The sequence below is a fragment of the Curtobacterium sp. MCBD17_003 genome (assembly GCF_003234885.2).
In the GTDB taxonomy this organism is placed as follows: Bacteria; Actinomycetota; Actinomycetes; order Actinomycetales; family Microbacteriaceae; genus Curtobacterium.
The window spans coordinates 1,587,692-1,601,841 of record NZ_CP126275.1; the positions used below are offsets into that span (position 1 = coordinate 1,587,692).

Consider the following 14,150-nt stretch of genomic DNA (forward strand, 5'->3'; position numbering starts at 1 on the left):
AGGACCGCACATGGCACTCGACGGCATCACCGGCACCGTGGACACGGCCGCCCAGGCAGCAGCGCTCGCGGCGAACCCGACGACGACCTCGTCGACGATGGACTCGCAGATGTTCCTCAAGCTGCTCGTCACGCAGCTGCAGAACCAGGACCCGTCGAGTCCGATGGACACGAACGCCATGATCAGCCAGCAGACGCAGATGGCGATGATGGAGCAGATGACGAACCAGACGTCGACCGCGAACGAGAACTTCTCGCTCCAGATGCGGATCGCCGCCGCCAACCTCGTCGGCAAGCAGGTCTCCTACACCGACGCGACGACCGGCACCGACGTGACCGGCACCGCCACCGCCGTCTCGTACGCCGGGAGCGTCCCGCAGGTGACCGTCAACGGGAAGGAGGTCGCTCTGGACAGCGTCTCCGGGGTCACGACCACGACCAGCAGCGGATCCTGACGGCCCTGCACATCCCCGGGCCCTGCCCGCACGACCACCCCGGCCAGGACGGCCGGTCGGACCACCACCGCACAGCACGGACGCGCCGCGGAGACCACCACTTCCGTCACCGACGGCGAGCCAGCCGGCCCGTCGCCCTCCGAAAGGACGCACCATGCTCCGCTCGCTGTACTCCGGGATCTCCGGACTCCGCTCCCACCAGGAGATGCTCGACGTCACGGGCAACAACATCGCCAACGTCAACACGGCCGGCTTCAAGTCGTCGACGACCGTGTTCCAGGACACCCTGTCGCAGATGACCCAGGGTGCGGGCTCCCCGCAGTCCGGCCTCGGCGGCACGAACCCTGCCCAGATCGGCCTCGGCGTGCAGGTCGCCGGCGTCTCGACGAACTTCGCGCAGGGCTCGGCCGAGGCGACCGGCAAGGCCACCGACCTCATGATCTCCGGCGACGGGTTCTTCGTCACCCGGCAGGGCAACGACACCGTCTACACGCGGGCCGGCTCGTTCGACTTCGACGCCCAGGGCCGCCTGACCACCCCGGACGGCAAGATCGTCCAGGGCTACTCGGCCACCAACGGCGTCGTCGACGACGGCGGCCAGCTCGGCGACATCACGCTGCCGCTGACCGCAGCGGCACCCGCTGCCGTGACGACCTCGGCCACGGTCGACGGCAACCTGCCGTCGGACACCGCGACCGGACAGGTGATCACCCGCGACAGCGACGTGTACGACGCGTCCGGCACCAAGCACGCGATGACGCTCGCGTTCACGAAGACCGCCGCGGGCTGGAACGTCAGCGGCACCGACGGTGAGGGCAACGCCGCGTCCGGCACGATCACGTTCGGCGCCGACGGCAAGATCAGCGGCGGTGGGACGCTGAAGATCGGTGGCATCACCGCTGACATGACCCAGCTCACCGGGTTCGCCACGCTCTCGACCGCGTCGATCAGCAGCCAGAACGGCCACGCGGCCGGCACCCTCAAGGGCTTCTCCATCTCGCAGGACGGCACGCTCGTCGGCCAGTTCTCGAACGGCTCGACCGAGGCGCTCGGCCGCATCGCCCTGGCGTCGTTCGCGAACCCGGGTGGCCTCGAGAAGGTCGGCGACTCCGGCTACCGCGCCACGGCGAACTCGGGATCGGCGCAGGTCGGGAGCCCCACGTCCGGCAGCCTCGGCTCGCTCGCGTCGGGCACGCTCGAGATGTCGAACGTGGACCTCTCGCAGGAGTTCACGAACCTCATCGTCGCGCAGCGTGGGTTCCAGGCGAACGCCCGCATCATCACGACGTCCGACTCCGTGCTCGAGGAGCTGACGAACCTCAAGCGCTGACGCGCACGCCGCGCGGCTGGGAGGCCCGGCGGACGTCCGGTTCACCGGTCACGTCCGCCGGGCCTCCCGGCATGTGCGCGGTCACCGGCGCGCCGCTGCCCCTCGGGTGCTGGGAATTCGAAGCACCTACGATGGACGGATGCCCGCCGACGAAGCCCGACCCCTGCTCGACCCCGTCGAACTCGACGCGTACTTCGCGCTCATCGAGGTGAGCAGTCTGCTGCGCCACACGGTCGAGCAGCAGCTGCGTGAGGCCGGCGACCTCAGCTACGTGCAGTTCCAGCTCCTCGCCACGCTGGGCGACGCTCCGGACGGCAGCCGCCGGATGACCGAACTCGCCGACGGCGTCGTCTACAGCCGGAGCGGCCTCACCTACCAGGTGGGGCTGCTCGAGCGGGCCGGGCTCGTCGCCCGGAGCACCTCGGCCGAGGACGAGCGCGGCGTCACCGTGACGGTCACCGACGCGGGTCGCGCCGTGCTCGCCCGCGTGTTCCCGGGCCACGTCGCGGTCCTCCGCGAGCTGTTCCTCGAGCCGCTCGGCCACGACGACATCGAGGCGCTGTCCCGCGTCCTCGCCCGCGTCCGCGACCACATGCGCACCATCCCGCCCCGCTCCGCCAGGCCGCGGCGCACCCGTGCCGCACGGCGCGACACGCCGAGCGGCGACTGACCGGAACGGATCGTGAACCCGATCGCCCGGTCCGTGCAATACCTGGTGTGAGCACCGACAGCGACATCATCCGGCGGACCCTGGAACGGCCCGCCGAGTTCGCGCAGCTGTACGACCGGCACGCCCCGGCGATCCACCGGTTCGCAGCGCGCCGCGCCGGACCCGACGTGGCCGAGGACCTGGTGTCCGAGACCTTCACCGTCGCGTTCGAGCGCCGGACCGCGTACGACCTCGACCGCGCGGACGCCCTGCCCTGGCTGTACGGCATCGTCACGACGCTGCTGAAACGGCACCGTCGGATCGAGGCGCGGCTCTGGGCGAGCGCACGGGCCGACCCGACCGCGCTCGTCACCGAGCACGACCACGAGGCGCTCGAGGCCGAACTCGCGGTCCGCCGACTGCGCTCCGCGATCCAGCGGATGCCCGCCCGCGACCGCGACGTGCTGCTGCTCTACGCCTGGGCCGACCTCGACTACGAGGGCGTCGCCCTGGCGCTGGACGTTCCCGTCGGGACCGTCCGCTCACGACTCAACCGAGCACGCCGCACGCTGCGTGCCGCTGCAGGCCGCGACGCGGCACAGGAGGTGGAACATGGACGAGTTGACACTGCTCCGGTCCGTTCGTGACGACGTGGAACCGGTCCAGCCGGAGACGTTGGCACGCGGCCGGGAGGCCCTGCTCGCGCACATCGAGCAGGGCACGTCAACACGGGGTCCGGTCCGACGTGGATCCGGTCGGCGTGGCCGCCGTGCCGGGTGGATCGGCGCCGGTTCCGTCGTCGCCGCGGGCGTCGCGGCGGCCCTCGTCGTCGGCAACGTCATCGGCGTGACGGGCACCGGACCGCACGGGAGCGCCGCGCCGGCAGCGGCGGAGGTCCTCACCCACGCCGCCGCCTCGACGACCGCCACGACGGACCCGGTCGTGCACCCCGGTCAGTACCTCGAGGTCGCGACGCGGGCCGTCTACGCATCCGGGTTCGAGGACGACCACGGCTCCGGCACCTACCTGTCGTCCCAGGACGGCCAGTTGTACGTCCCCGCCGACACGGCCGGTGACTGGGTCTGGGTCCGCGACCCGGAGCGGGTGGTGCAGACGTTCGGGCCCGACTCCGAGCGCGCCGCGCGCGTGTCCGACAAGGCGAAGGGGGAGTACCTGCGCGCAGCCGGTGGCGGGTTCTACGGGAGCCCGGCCGTGGTGTCGCCGTCGGACCTCGCGGCCCTTCCACGGGACCCCGCTGCGCTGCTCCGGCACGCCTACGACGCCACGAAGGGCCAGGACGACCCGGACCTCGCCGCGTTCGGGTGGATCGCCGACACGCTCCGCAGTGGACTCGCACCGGCGGACCTCCGCGCAGCACTGTACAAGGCGGCCGCGGGCATCCCCGGAGTCGTCCTGACCGACCGCCAGGCCAACCTCGAGGGGCGGACCGGCGTCGCGATCGGCTACGCACAGGGCAACGGCGACCAGCAGGAGCTCATCATCGATCCGTCCACGGGCCTGCTCATCGGCGAACGCGAGGTCGTCACGGGCGGGGCGGCTGCCTCCTGGAAGGTGCCCGACGGCACCCCCATCGGCTGGACCGCGGTGACCACGAGCGTCGTCGACGCCGCACCGGCCAGGAGCGCCCGGTGAGCGCCGCACCCCAGGTCGAGACCGTCGGCGTGGACACCGTGCCGCTCCTGGTGATCCCGACGCCGAGGACCCGCTGGGTCGACGTCACCTGGGCACTCGAGCGCGAGGCCGCGAACGGACGATGACGGCCCGTGCCGGGGAGCGGCACCGCCCGACCACCGGGCGTACGCTCCCCGGCATGACCGCCGCCGACCCCGCGATGCCGACCCTCGTCGCCACCGTCCTCGACTCGCCGCGCCCCCTGGAGCTCGCCCGCTTCTCCGGCGCCCTGACGGGTTGGACGGTGTTCGAGGACGACGACAGCTGGGCCCGGGTCCGTCCTGACGACGGCCCGGGCCTCTCGGTGCAGCTCGAGCCCGAGTACGTCCCGCCGACCTGGCCCGGCCGATCGGACGCCCCCGGCATGCAGCTCCACCTCGACTTCCTGGTCGAGGACCTGCCGGCCGCGGTCGCGCGGGCCGAGGGGCTCGGCGCACGGCAAGCCGCGTGGCAGCCGACCGAGGACGTCCGGGTGATGCTCGACCCGGACGGCCACCCGTTCTGCCTGTTCCTGCCGGGGGCTTGAGCGTTCCCGTCACCGTCGGACCGGCTCCGTCCCTCCGGACCGTGCGGCTCGGCGGATGGCATCCACCACGTCGAGGTTGGCGACGATGTCGTCGCCGCGCCCGTACTCCGTGCTCGGATCGGGGACGCCGGCACCGACACGACGGACGAAGGCGTCGAGCTGGTGGTCGAAGCTCGTGCCGCCGGCGACCGTCGTCATCGTCGGAGCGCCGTGCCGGGGGATGACACGGAGGCTGTTTCCGTGGTGCGGCACGATCGGTCCCGTCACCGTGACCTCGGCCTCCGCGAGTTGGAGCGTGAGGGACACCGGATCGTCCTGGTCGAACGAGCAGTGGATGCTGGCGGTGGTGCCCGCGGAGAAGCGCAGCGTCGCGATCGTGTCCGAGTCCGCGCCGCTCGGGTTCCGCCGCTGACGGGCGGTCGCCTCGCTCGGCTCCGCGTCGAACAGGAGTCGCGACCAGTGCACCGCGTACACGCCGTTGTGGAGGAGGGCACCGCCTCCGAGCGCGGCGACGTGCAGGATCGACCGCGGATCGTACGGGCGGGTGCCGGTCACCGACGAGCTGATCGACGAGAGCGGCCCGTACCGGCCGTCCCCGACCAGCGCCCGGAGTGCGTCGAAGAGCGGGTGGAAGCGGTAGTGGAAGCCCTCCATGACGAGCCGCCCCGAGTCCGCCGCGACGGCGACGATCGCGCGACCCTCGGCGCCGCTCACACCGATCGGCTTCTCGCACAACACGTGTTTGCCCGCGCGGAGCGCCGCGATCGTCCACCGTGCGTGTTCGGCCGCGGCGTTCGCGATGTACACCGCGTCGACGTCGGCGTCGGCGAGGACGTCCTCGTAGTGCTCCGACGCGCGCGGGATGTCCCACGTCCGCGCGTACTCCGCGGCTGCCCCGGGGCGACGCGCCGCGACCCGCGCGACGCGCACGTCCGGACGACGTGCGGCAGGCTCGAGCAACCCGGATGGACCGATCGTCGACGCCCCGATCATCCCGAACGTCAATGGCATGCTCACTCCCTCGTGGCTCATCTCGGTGTTCGTGTTCGCTCCGCCCGACGCGCGGACGCTCACCAGGTGTCGGGTCGCGCTCCCAGCGGAACGGGCTCCGGACGCTCCACACGCGACGTGATCTCGACCACCCGGCGTTCGGCGGCGGCCCGCGTGATCGACTCCATCACGTCGAGCACGTGGAACGCGAGCGCGCCGGAGGCCCGGTGCGGCCGGCCGGTGGCGATCGCGTGGGCCATGTCCGCGAGGCCGTGACCGCGGCCCGCGTCGGCGTACCCGCCGGCGACCGGGAGCTCCCGCCACGCGTCGCTCCCGGCGACGAACACCGACACGGGGTCCGAGAAGCGGTTGGGGTCGGGCACACCCAGCGTGCCCGCGGTGCCGTACACCTCGAACAGGGGTGCGCGGGTCGCCCAGACCTCGAACGACATCGTGACGGTCGAGACGCTGCCGTCGACGTGCTCGAGGATCGCGACGACGTGGGTGTCGACCGACACGTCGATGCCCGTCCCGGCCGCCGGGCCCGTACCGATCGTGCGCCGGCGGTCCGATCGCGTCGCACTCGCGCTCACCCGGGCGACGGGGCCGAGGAAGGTCACGAGGCTCGACAGGGAGTAGGGACCCATGTCGAAGAGCGGACCCCCGCCCGGCTGGTAGTAGAACCCCGGCGCGGGGTGCCACAGCTCGTGCCCGGGCGCGCTCCAGGCGACGGCGGCACCGACGGGTGTGCCGATGAGCCCGTCGTCGATCGCGGCCCGTGCGGTCTGGATGCCGGTACCGAGCACGGTGTCCGGGGCGCTGCCCACCCGGACGCCCGCGCGCGCGGCGGCCTCGAGCACCGGGGCGGCCTCGGCGGTCGAGAGCGCGAGCGGCTTCTCGCCGTACACGTGCTTGCCGGCCGCGACGGCGCGTGTGGCCACGGACGCGTGTGCGGCGGGGATCGTCAGGTTGAGCACCACGTCGACGTCGGGCGAGGTCAGGAGGTCGTCGACCGCGAGTGCCTGCACGCCCGCAGCGGCGGCGACGGCAGCCGCACGGTCCGCCAGGACGTCCGCGACGGCGGTGAGCCGGAGTCCGGGCAGGGACGGCAGGTCGGCGAGGTACTGGGCGCTGATGGTGCCCACGCCGACCAGGCCGACGCGCATCGGGGCGGTCATCACGCGGCATCCCCGTGGAACTCGACGCGCGGAGTCGCACCGTCGAACGACACCCGCGTCGCGCCGATCCGCCACGTGTGCCCGTCGTCCGCGTTCGCCTGGAAGAACAGGACCCCGGCGTCGGGGCCGTCGGCGAGGAACCCGGGATGTCCGGACTCGCTGTGGTTCCAGGCGCCGACCGGACCCGCCGGGATCAGCGGCTCGTCGGCACCCCGCGTCCACGTCCGCGCGTCCGTGCTCGTCGCCCAGCCGATCTGCTGCGGGCAGTTGTTGTAGGCGCCGGCGTAGAACATCGTGAACGTCGTGCCGTCCCAGCGCAGCGCCGGCGCTTCGATGCACTCCTGCTCCCACGGCAGTTCCGGTGCCAGCGCCGGACCGTCGACCGACAGCTGCTCCCAGTCCGCCCTGCCGAACGCGCTGTCCAGGGGCGCGCGAGCGGTGCCGAGCATCTGGATCCGCATCTCCGGGTCGCGCGTGACCCAGGCGAGCACGAGGTGCTCGTCGGTCGCCACGAGGTCGGCGTCGATCGCACGTCCGCACGTCCAGTCGCCCGACGGCGCGAAGACCGGGTTCGCGGGGTTCGGCGTGAAGGCGATGCCGTCGTCGCTCACGGCGTGGCAGATCGCGTCCTCGCGACCACGGCCGTACGTCTGGAAGAACAGGTGCACGCGTCCGTCGAGCACGACGGCACCGGGGGCGGCGGCGCCCGTCGCGTCGTGGTCGCCGAACGGCGGCAGGACGGCGACGGTGCGCCAGGACACGAGGTCGTCGCTCTCGGCCACGGCGACCGACCAGCCCTCGGCGACGTCGTCGGACCCGGACGGCAAGGAGCAGTAGAGCAGGTAGCGGCCGCCGAACCGGATCACCGACGGGTCCTTCGCGTACGGGCGGCCCCGCCGCGAGGTGTCACCCCACGGTGCGCCCACCAGTCGAGGGGTGCCGGGGAGGTCGATGGACCCGAGTGCGTCGTCAGCGGTCATGCCCCGAGCCTGCTCCCGATCCGCTCGTCATGCCGCGACGAGCAGGTACCCGGCGAGCACGAACCCGCACACCGCGATGGCGACACGGAGGACGGTCTGCGGGACACGCCGTGCGACGCTCGGACCGATCAGCCCGCCGACGAGCGCGCCGAGGCCGAGGGGCCACACCGCGGCCCACGTGACCGTCCGGGAGAGGGCGAACAGCACGGCGGGCACGATGTCACCAGCGAGGAGCACCACGTTCTTCAGCGCGTTCGCACGGTGCAGGACCGGTTCGCCGTCGAGCAGCAGCACGGCGATCATGAGGACCCCGGAGCCCGCCCCGAAGTACCCGTTGTAGAGCGAGACGCCGGCGACGCTCGCCGCGGCGACCGGGCGCGCCATCGTCGTCGCCGTCCGTCGGCGGTCGATCCACGGTTGCACGAGCAGCAGGGCGGACCCCGCGGCGACGAGGAACGGGACGATGCGGTCGAACACGTGCGACGGCGTCGCGAGCAGCAGGGCCGCGCCCGCGGTCGACACGACGACCGTGACCGGCAGCCACCGCCGGACGGTCGGCGCGTGCCCGACCAGGTCGCCCCGCGCGCGGAGGGCCGATCCCGCCCCGCTGCCGAGCAGGGCCACGGAGTTCGTCACGTTCGCGGCGAGGGGCGGGATGCCCACGGCGAGCAGTGCCGGGTACGCCACGAGCGACGTGATGCCGCCCGCGGTGCCGATGACGCCCGCGGCGACGCCGGCCACGAACAGGAACACCGCGGTCGTCACCGTTGGATCCTGGCACGTCGCGGAGCCCGGCCGACGGGTCCGCGCCGTGGCTCGGCGGGTTCCCGCTGCCGGTCGTCAAGCGGTCGCGGTCCTCGGCCGGGAGGCCCGGTGCGGGGTTCCGGACGGGTCCGGCTCCTCGAGGTGGATCGTCCCGGAGCGGTTGCGTCCCTGCGTCTGGAGCACCGCGCTCCGCACCACCGCGCCGAGGTCGCCCGTCCGCGCGTACTCGGCCCGCTGCCGTTCGGCCCCGGTGCCGTGCGCGAGGACCTCGGCGATGCCGCGCTCGACGAACTGCTCGTCACCGTTCGCGCGGAGTGCCGGGCCGAGGCGCTCGAGGAGCATCCCGATGACGGTGCGCGCGTCCGCCGCACGGCCGGTGACCGGGTCGACGAGTTCGCCCTCCAGTCCCTCGAGTGCCGCCCGCCAGTTCGCGAGTCGGACCGCGCACGCGGGAGCGTCGGGAGCGGGCACCCCGTTGCGCCAGTCCGCGGCGGCGGTGTCCACCATCGCCCGCACGATGCCCGCGGTCATCGCCGTCACCGCCGGGTCGAGCGGCACGTCGGCGACGCGCACCTCGACCGTCGGGAACGACCGCGACAGGCGAGCGTCGAGGTAGAGCATGCCCGCGTCGAGCAGGGCACCGGTGCCGAGCATCGCCTGCTCGACGGCGTTGTACCGGGCGACGGATCCGAACCGCTCCATCGGCCCGGCCGACGGCCACCGCGTCCACTCGATGCTCCGGTAGCTCGCGTGCCCGGTGTCCTCGCCGTCGTGGAACGGGGAGTTCGCGGTGAGGGCGATGAGGACCGGTGTCCAGGTGCGGATCCGGTCCAGCACGGCGACGCCCTCGTCCTCGGACTCGATGCCGACGTGCACGTGCAGCCCGCAGGACAGGCTCCGACGGGGCAGCGCTCCGTAGCGGTCGAGCATCGTCCGGTACCGCGGTGTGTCCCGGGCGTGCGGTCGCGTCGGGAGCGGCGCGCTCGCGAGTGCGGCGACCCGGGCACCCTCGAGCGCCGCGATCGCGTCGACCGTGCCGCGGTTCGCCAGCACCTCCTGCTCGAGCGCGGACAGCCGGTTGTGCACCGACGACACGGTCTCCAGCATCTCGAGCTGCATCTCGCCCGTCAGCGATCCGTCGGCACGTGACCCCTGCAGCCGGGTCCGCCAGCCGAGGACCTCGTCGGCGAGGGGCACCGGCTCGCCGGTCTCGCCGTCGACCAACAGCAGTTCTTCCTCCACACCCATCGTTCGCATGGGACAACTGTGTGCGGATGCGGCCGGGAGGATTCACGGGGTTGCCAGGAGCAGCACACGGCGGTACGCGGGCGCGCGGACCGTGCGCGCGGACTCGCGAGCGCACCCGCGGTTCGCGCACCGCGGTCCGGGCGGGACCACCTGGATCGACGCTCGGGTGTCACCGGGTTCGGTGGGCGCGGTCGGCCTGCGGAACCCTCGCACCGGCGTGGAGGCACGAGCATGTGTGGTGTGGCAGGCGAGGTCACGTTCGACGGAGAACGGGCCGACACGGACGTCGTCCGCCGCATGGCGGCGACGATGCGCGACCGGGGCCCGGACGGCGAGGGGAGCTGGTCGTGCGGGTGGGCGGCGCTCGGGCACCGACGGCTCAGCGTCATCGACCTCTCGGACGCTGGGGGCCAGCCGATGCAGTCGGCCGACGCCCGGGTGACGATCGTGTTCAACGGCTGCGTGTACAACCACCGGGAGCTCCGCCACGAGCTCGAACCGGGCCGCCCCTTCGGCACCACGAGCGACACCGAGGTGGTGCTCGCCGCGTACGAACGCTGGGGTGCACGGTTCGTCGACCACCTCGTCGGGATGTTCGCGGTCGTGGTCGTCGACGAACGGCGGCGGGAGGTCGTCCTGGCTCGCGACCGCCTCGGCGTGAAGCCCCTCTACCTGGCGACCGTCGGCGGTCGGCTGCGGTTCGCGTCGACGCTGCCGGCACTCCTGGCTGGTGGGGGCGTCGACACGGAGCTCGACCCGGTCGGGCTCCATCACTACCTGAGCTGGCACTCGATCGTTCCGGGGTCGCGCACCGTGCTGCGGGGAGTCCGGAAGCTCCCGCCGGCCACCGTGCGGGTCATCGACGAGCGCGGCGGGACACAGGACCGCGAGTACTGGGCGCCGACGTACGAACGCGACGCGGGACGGGCGTGCTGGACGGCCCGCGACTGGGAGGACGCCGTCGAGGACGCCCTCCGCACCGCGGTCCGACGCCGCCTGGTGGCCGACGTCCCGGTCGGCGTGCTGCTGTCCGGCGGACTCGACTCGAGCCTCCTCGTCGCCCTGCTCGCCGAGGAGTCCGCCGACCCCGTCGGCACGTACAGCATCGGGTTCGAGGACGCCGCGGGGGAGTCCGGGGACGAGTTCCGGTGGTCCGACGTCGTCGCGGAGCGGTTCGGCACCGAGCACACCCGCATCCTGGTCCCGACGACCGATCTGCCGACGGCGGTGGACGAGGCCGTCGACGCCATGACCGAGCCCATGGCCACCCAGGACGTCGCGGCGTTCTTCCTGCTGTCACGGGCGGTCTCGGAGGACCGGAAGGTCGTGCAGTCCGGGCAGGGTGCCGACGAGGTGTTCGCCGGCTACCGATACCACCGGCGTGCTGGTCGGGTGTCGCGGGACGGGGCGCTCGACGCCTTCGCGGGCGCCTTCTCCGAGAGTGCCTCCGGCGTTCGCGCGCTCGTGGAACCCGGCTGGCTGCCGGCCGGTGACGTGAGCCGTGACACCATCGCCGCGCACCTCGCGGCCCCGGGTGCCGCGACCGCGCTCGACGCCGTCCTCCGGCTCGACACGCACCTGCTCATGCCCGACGACCCGGTCAAGCGCGTCGACAGCATGACGATGGCCTCCGGTCTGGAGGCTCGGGTCCCGTTCCTGGACCAGGACCTCGTCACCCTCGCGGCGGCGTGCCCGCCCGCGCTGAAGATCGCCGACGACGGCAAGGGCCTGCTCAAGGCACTCGGTCGGCGGCTCCTGCCGCAGGAGGTCGTCGACCGGCCGAAGGGGTACTTCCCGGTCCCCGCGCTCCGGCACCTCGACGGCGCGTTGGCCGGGGTCGCGCGCGACGCCCTGCTCGCGCCGGAGGCCCGGCAGCGCGGGCTGCTGCGCCAGGACGTCGTGCAGGCCGTCATCGACCGGCCTGACGCGTTCCGCACGCGCGTCGGCGGTGCACTCTGCTGGCAGCTCGCGGTGCTCGAGCTGTGGTTGCAGCGGCACGGGATCCGGTGAGCGCCCGCCGAACCGGCCCGGTCCACCCCCGGGCACGAGACCGCCGACGGCGCGGGGCACCGGGCTAACGGCGGCGACGCCACGGCCGATAGTCGTGCCTGTACCGCTCAGGACGAGCGGGACACCCGCCCCACGGACGGCGGCGGGAGCACACGACCTAGGACGGGCCATGATCGTCGTCACGCGACTCAACGACAGCAGATTCGCTGTCAACCCGGATCTCGTGGAACGCATCCAGGAGAGCCCGGACACCACCCTCATCATGGTGGACGGCGCGAAGTACATCGTGCAGGAGTCGATGGCCGAGGTCATCGACATGATCGCCGCGTACCGCGCCCGGATCATCGCGATCGCCTCCGGCGTGGCCGACGACACGGCCTCGAGCGTGAACACGACGGGCCCGCAGCCGGTCCTCGCGCCGGTGTCCGACATCGCCGCACCGCGCACGTCCGAGGGGCGGCGCTGACATGGACCTCGCGACGATCATCGGCGTCCTGCTCGCGTTCGGGGCGCTCTTCGGCATGGTCTCGATGGAGCACGTCGAGATCTCCGGACTCATCATCCCCGCCCCGATGGTGCTCGTGTTCGGCGCGACGCTCGCCTGTGGCCTCGCCGGAACCACGCTCAAGGACGCCATCGCGAACCTCAAGGCGATCCCGACCGCGTTCACCGGCAAGGTCGTGCCCCCGGCATCGGTGATCGAGGACGTCGTCGGTCTGGCTGAGACGGCGCGGACGAACGGCCTGCTGTCGCTCGAGCAGGAGGCCGACAAGCACGACGACCCGTTCCTCAAGAAGGCGCTCCAGAACATCGCGGACGGCACCGACGGCGAGGAGCTCCGGATCCTCCTCGAGGACGAGATCGAGTCGAACGCGTCGACCCTGCGGAACGCGAGCAAGTTCTTCATGGGACTCGGCGGCTACGCCCCGACGGTCGGCATCATCGGCACCGTCGTCAGCCTGACCCACGTGCTCGCGAACCTGTCGAAGCCGGACGAGCTCGGGCCGCTCATCGCGTCGGCGTTCGTGGCGACGCTCTGGGGCCTGCTCAGTGCGAACTTCCTGTGGCTGCCGATCGGCGGCAAGCTCAAGAAGCTCGCCGACCTCGAGGTGGCTCGACAGACGCTGCTCATGGAGGGCCTCCTGGCCGTGCAGGCGGGCAGTCAGCCGCGCCTGCTCGGCGAGCGGCTCCGCGCCATGGTGCCGCCGTCGGCCCGCGGTGACGCGGCTCCGGCCAAGGGCCCCAAGGGCAAGGGCAAGGGCGCCGCCGACGACGAAGCGCTGGCGGCCTGACGTGGCTGGCAGAGGGCGCGGGCGCCGCGGTCACGGCGGCGGACACGACGACGACGACCACCCGGACGAGCGCTGGATGGCGTCGTACATGGACATGATCACCGTGCTCATGTGCATGTTCCTGGTCCTGTTCGCGATGTCGCAGGTCGACCAGCAGAAGTTCATCGCGCTCAAGGACTCGCTCGCGACCGGCTTCGGCCAGGTGCAGAAGCAGAAGGTCGACACGGCGTCCGGCACGGTCGTCAAGCCCGACGAGGTGACGAAGAAGGACGGCAAGGGCTACGCGCTGTCGAAGTCCGACGCGGAGCACTCGAGTGCGGCGAGCGGCACGGCGAACAGCAACGCGGACGGCACGAGCGCCGACCCGAGCGCGGTCGCGGTCCCCGCGGCGGCCCCGACGCCGAACACCGCCGTGGCGAAGGCGAGCAAGGCGGACGTCGAGGCGGCGAAGAAGGAGCTCGACGACCTGAAGGCGATCGAGGCCGCGATCAAGAAGAACCTGACGGCCGAGGGCAAGACCGCGAACGTGCAGTTCGACCTCGACGCCCGCGGGCTGACGGTCCGGCTGGTCGGGAGCGAGACGTACTTCGCCACCAACAGCGCGGACCTGTCGGACGAGGCCCGGGCGGTCATGGACGCGATCGCCCCGGTCCTCAAGAGCAGCGGCCACGACATCAGCGTCGAGGGTCACGCCGACCAGCGGAACTCGACCGCGCCCTACGCCACGAACTGGGAGCTGTCCGCGGCCCGCGCGACCGGCGTGCTCCGGGATCTCGTCGAGCGCGGAGGCCTGCCGGCCGACCACGTGCAGAGCGTCGGGTTCGGGTCGAGCCGGCCGCTGTCCAAGGGGTCGACCGACGCCGACCTCGCGCTGAACCGTCGCGTCGACATCGTCGTGCTGTCGAACCAGGACCAAGACGTCAGCGCGCTCATGCCGGCCATCGCGGCTGCGCAGGACGCGGCGCATCGGGGCGAGACGGCGGGGACCACGGCGCCGACGACCGCGGAGGGCGATGGGTAGCGGCGACGGGACCCC

The 14,150-nt window shown here is 72.6% G+C and carries 16 protein-coding genes; 11 read left to right on the top strand and 5 right to left on the bottom strand.

Annotation, left to right across the window (positions count from 1 at the left end; translation table 11 throughout):
* The first annotated feature begins 10 nt into the window (after positions 1-10).
* From DEI88_RS07530 to DEI88_RS07560, 7 genes are all read left to right on the top strand, one after another.
* Positions 11-454 (top strand): flagellar hook capping FlgD N-terminal domain-containing protein, encoded by a 444-nt coding sequence (locus DEI88_RS07530; RefSeq protein WP_111072109.1) that lies wholly within the window; start codon positions 11-13, stop codon positions 452-454.
* A gap of 154 nt (positions 455-608) precedes the next feature.
* Complete coding sequence (locus DEI88_RS07535) at positions 609-1,784, top strand: flagellar hook protein FlgE (protein ID WP_111026046.1); 1,176 nt, start codon at positions 609-611, stop codon at positions 1,782-1,784.
* Between the two features lie 139 nt (positions 1,785-1,923).
* Positions 1,924-2,454 carry a MarR family winged helix-turn-helix transcriptional regulator gene (locus DEI88_RS07540; RefSeq protein ID WP_111072110.1) on the top strand — a complete coding sequence of 177 codons (531 nt, stop codon included), beginning with the start codon at positions 1,924-1,926 and terminating at the stop codon, positions 2,452-2,454.
* Positions 2,455-2,501: 47 nt separating this feature from the next.
* Positions 2,502-3,080, top strand: coding sequence for an RNA polymerase sigma factor (locus tag DEI88_RS07545; protein ID WP_258368437.1), 579 nt, complete (start codon positions 2,502-2,504; stop codon positions 3,078-3,080).
* Complete coding sequence (locus DEI88_RS07550) at positions 3,046-4,086, top strand: CU044_5270 family protein (RefSeq protein ID WP_111072111.1); 1,041 nt, start codon at positions 3,046-3,048, stop codon at positions 4,084-4,086. Before DEI88_RS07545 ends, DEI88_RS07550 begins: the two co-directional genes overlap by 35 nt.
* On the top strand, positions 4,083-4,211 hold the full coding sequence (locus tag DEI88_RS07555) for a hypothetical protein (RefSeq protein WP_258368438.1): 129 nt from the start codon (positions 4,083-4,085) through the stop codon (positions 4,209-4,211). Before DEI88_RS07550 ends, DEI88_RS07555 begins: the two co-directional genes overlap by 4 nt.
* Before the next feature lie 53 nt (positions 4,212-4,264).
* On the top strand, positions 4,265-4,651 hold the full coding sequence (locus DEI88_RS07560; protein WP_258375077.1) for a VOC family protein: 387 nt from the start codon (positions 4,265-4,267) through the stop codon (positions 4,649-4,651).
* Between the two features lie 9 nt (positions 4,652-4,660).
* On the opposite strand, the gene DEI88_RS07565 is transcribed toward DEI88_RS07560, so the two are convergent.
* The 5 genes from DEI88_RS07565 to DEI88_RS07585 all read right to left on the bottom strand — a co-directional run bounded on the left by DEI88_RS07565 (position 4,661) and on the right by DEI88_RS07585 (position 9,821).
* The gene (locus tag DEI88_RS07565; RefSeq protein ID WP_181441230.1) at positions 4,661-5,662 is read right to left on the bottom strand and encodes a Gfo/Idh/MocA family protein; all 1,002 of its coding nucleotides are present in this window, start codon (positions 5,660-5,662) and stop codon (positions 4,661-4,663) included.
* Between the two features lie 59 nt (positions 5,663-5,721).
* Positions 5,722-6,819, bottom strand: a complete 1,098-nt coding sequence (locus DEI88_RS07570) for a Gfo/Idh/MocA family protein (protein ID WP_111072113.1) — start codon at positions 6,817-6,819, stop codon at positions 5,722-5,724.
* The gene (locus tag DEI88_RS07575; protein WP_111072114.1) at positions 6,819-7,799 is read right to left on the bottom strand and encodes a glycoside hydrolase family protein; all 981 of its coding nucleotides are present in this window, start codon (positions 7,797-7,799) and stop codon (positions 6,819-6,821) included. The genes DEI88_RS07570 and DEI88_RS07575 overlap by 1 nt, the downstream gene beginning before the upstream one ends.
* A 27-nt stretch (positions 7,800-7,826) precedes the next feature.
* Positions 7,827-8,564 carry a sulfite exporter TauE/SafE family protein gene (locus tag DEI88_RS07580; protein WP_111072115.1) on the bottom strand — a complete coding sequence of 246 codons (738 nt, stop codon included), beginning with the start codon at positions 8,562-8,564 and terminating at the stop codon, positions 7,827-7,829.
* 75 nt (positions 8,565-8,639) lie between these two features.
* Positions 8,640-9,821 carry a carboxylate-amine ligase gene (locus DEI88_RS07585; RefSeq protein ID WP_111072116.1) on the bottom strand — a complete coding sequence of 394 codons (1,182 nt, stop codon included), beginning with the start codon at positions 9,819-9,821 and terminating at the stop codon, positions 8,640-8,642.
* A 222-nt stretch (positions 9,822-10,043) separates the two neighbouring features.
* On the opposite strand from DEI88_RS07585, the gene DEI88_RS07590 reads away from it, so the two are divergent.
* The 4 genes from DEI88_RS07590 (at position 10,044) to DEI88_RS07605 (ending at position 14,135) form a co-directional block, all read left to right on the top strand.
* A complete protein-coding gene (locus tag DEI88_RS07590; protein ID WP_111072117.1) occupies positions 10,044-11,822 on the top strand; it encodes an N-acetylglutaminylglutamine amidotransferase in 1,779 nt (592 codons plus the stop codon).
* 169 nt (positions 11,823-11,991) lie between these two features.
* The gene (locus DEI88_RS07595) at positions 11,992-12,288 is read left to right on the top strand and encodes a flagellar FlbD family protein (protein ID WP_111008849.1); all 297 of its coding nucleotides are present in this window, start codon (positions 11,992-11,994) and stop codon (positions 12,286-12,288) included.
* A 1-nt stretch (position 12,289) separates the two neighbouring features.
* A complete protein-coding gene (locus tag DEI88_RS07600; protein ID WP_111072118.1) occupies positions 12,290-13,114 on the top strand; it encodes a motility protein A in 825 nt (274 codons plus the stop codon).
* 1 nt (position 13,115) lies between these two features.
* Complete coding sequence (locus DEI88_RS07605; protein WP_258375078.1) at positions 13,116-14,135, top strand: OmpA/MotB family protein; 1,020 nt, start codon at positions 13,116-13,118, stop codon at positions 14,133-14,135.
* Positions 14,136-14,150 lie beyond the last annotated feature (15 nt).

Coding starts and splice junctions, on each gene's coding strand:
- DEI88_RS07530 (WP_111072109.1), top strand. CDS start 11: ATGGCACTCGACGGCATCACCGGCACCGTGGACACGGCCGCCCAGGCA.
- DEI88_RS07535 (WP_111026046.1), top strand. CDS start 609: ATGCTCCGCTCGCTGTACTCCGGGATCTCCGGACTCCGCTCCCACCAG.
- DEI88_RS07540 (WP_111072110.1), top strand. CDS start 1,924: ATGCCCGCCGACGAAGCCCGACCCCTGCTCGACCCCGTCGAACTCGAC.
- DEI88_RS07550 (WP_111072111.1), top strand. CDS start 3,046: ATGGACGAGTTGACACTGCTCCGGTCCGTTCGTGACGACGTGGAACCG.
- DEI88_RS07560 (WP_258375077.1), top strand. CDS start 4,265: ATGACCGCCGCCGACCCCGCGATGCCGACCCTCGTCGCCACCGTCCTC.
- DEI88_RS07565 (WP_181441230.1), bottom strand. CDS start 5,662: ATGCCATTGACGTTCGGGATGATCGGGGCGTCGACGATCGGTCCATCC.
- DEI88_RS07570 (WP_111072113.1), bottom strand. CDS start 6,819: ATGACCGCCCCGATGCGCGTCGGCCTGGTCGGCGTGGGCACCATCAGC.
- DEI88_RS07575 (WP_111072114.1), bottom strand. CDS start 7,799: ATGACCGCTGACGACGCACTCGGGTCCATCGACCTCCCCGGCACCCCT.
- DEI88_RS07585 (WP_111072116.1), bottom strand. CDS start 9,821: ATGCGAACGATGGGTGTGGAGGAAGAACTGCTGTTGGTCGACGGCGAG.
- DEI88_RS07590 (WP_111072117.1), top strand. CDS start 10,044: ATGTGTGGTGTGGCAGGCGAGGTCACGTTCGACGGAGAACGGGCCGAC.
- DEI88_RS07595 (WP_111008849.1), top strand. CDS start 11,992: ATGATCGTCGTCACGCGACTCAACGACAGCAGATTCGCTGTCAACCCG.
- DEI88_RS07600 (WP_111072118.1), top strand. CDS start 12,290: ATGGACCTCGCGACGATCATCGGCGTCCTGCTCGCGTTCGGGGCGCTC.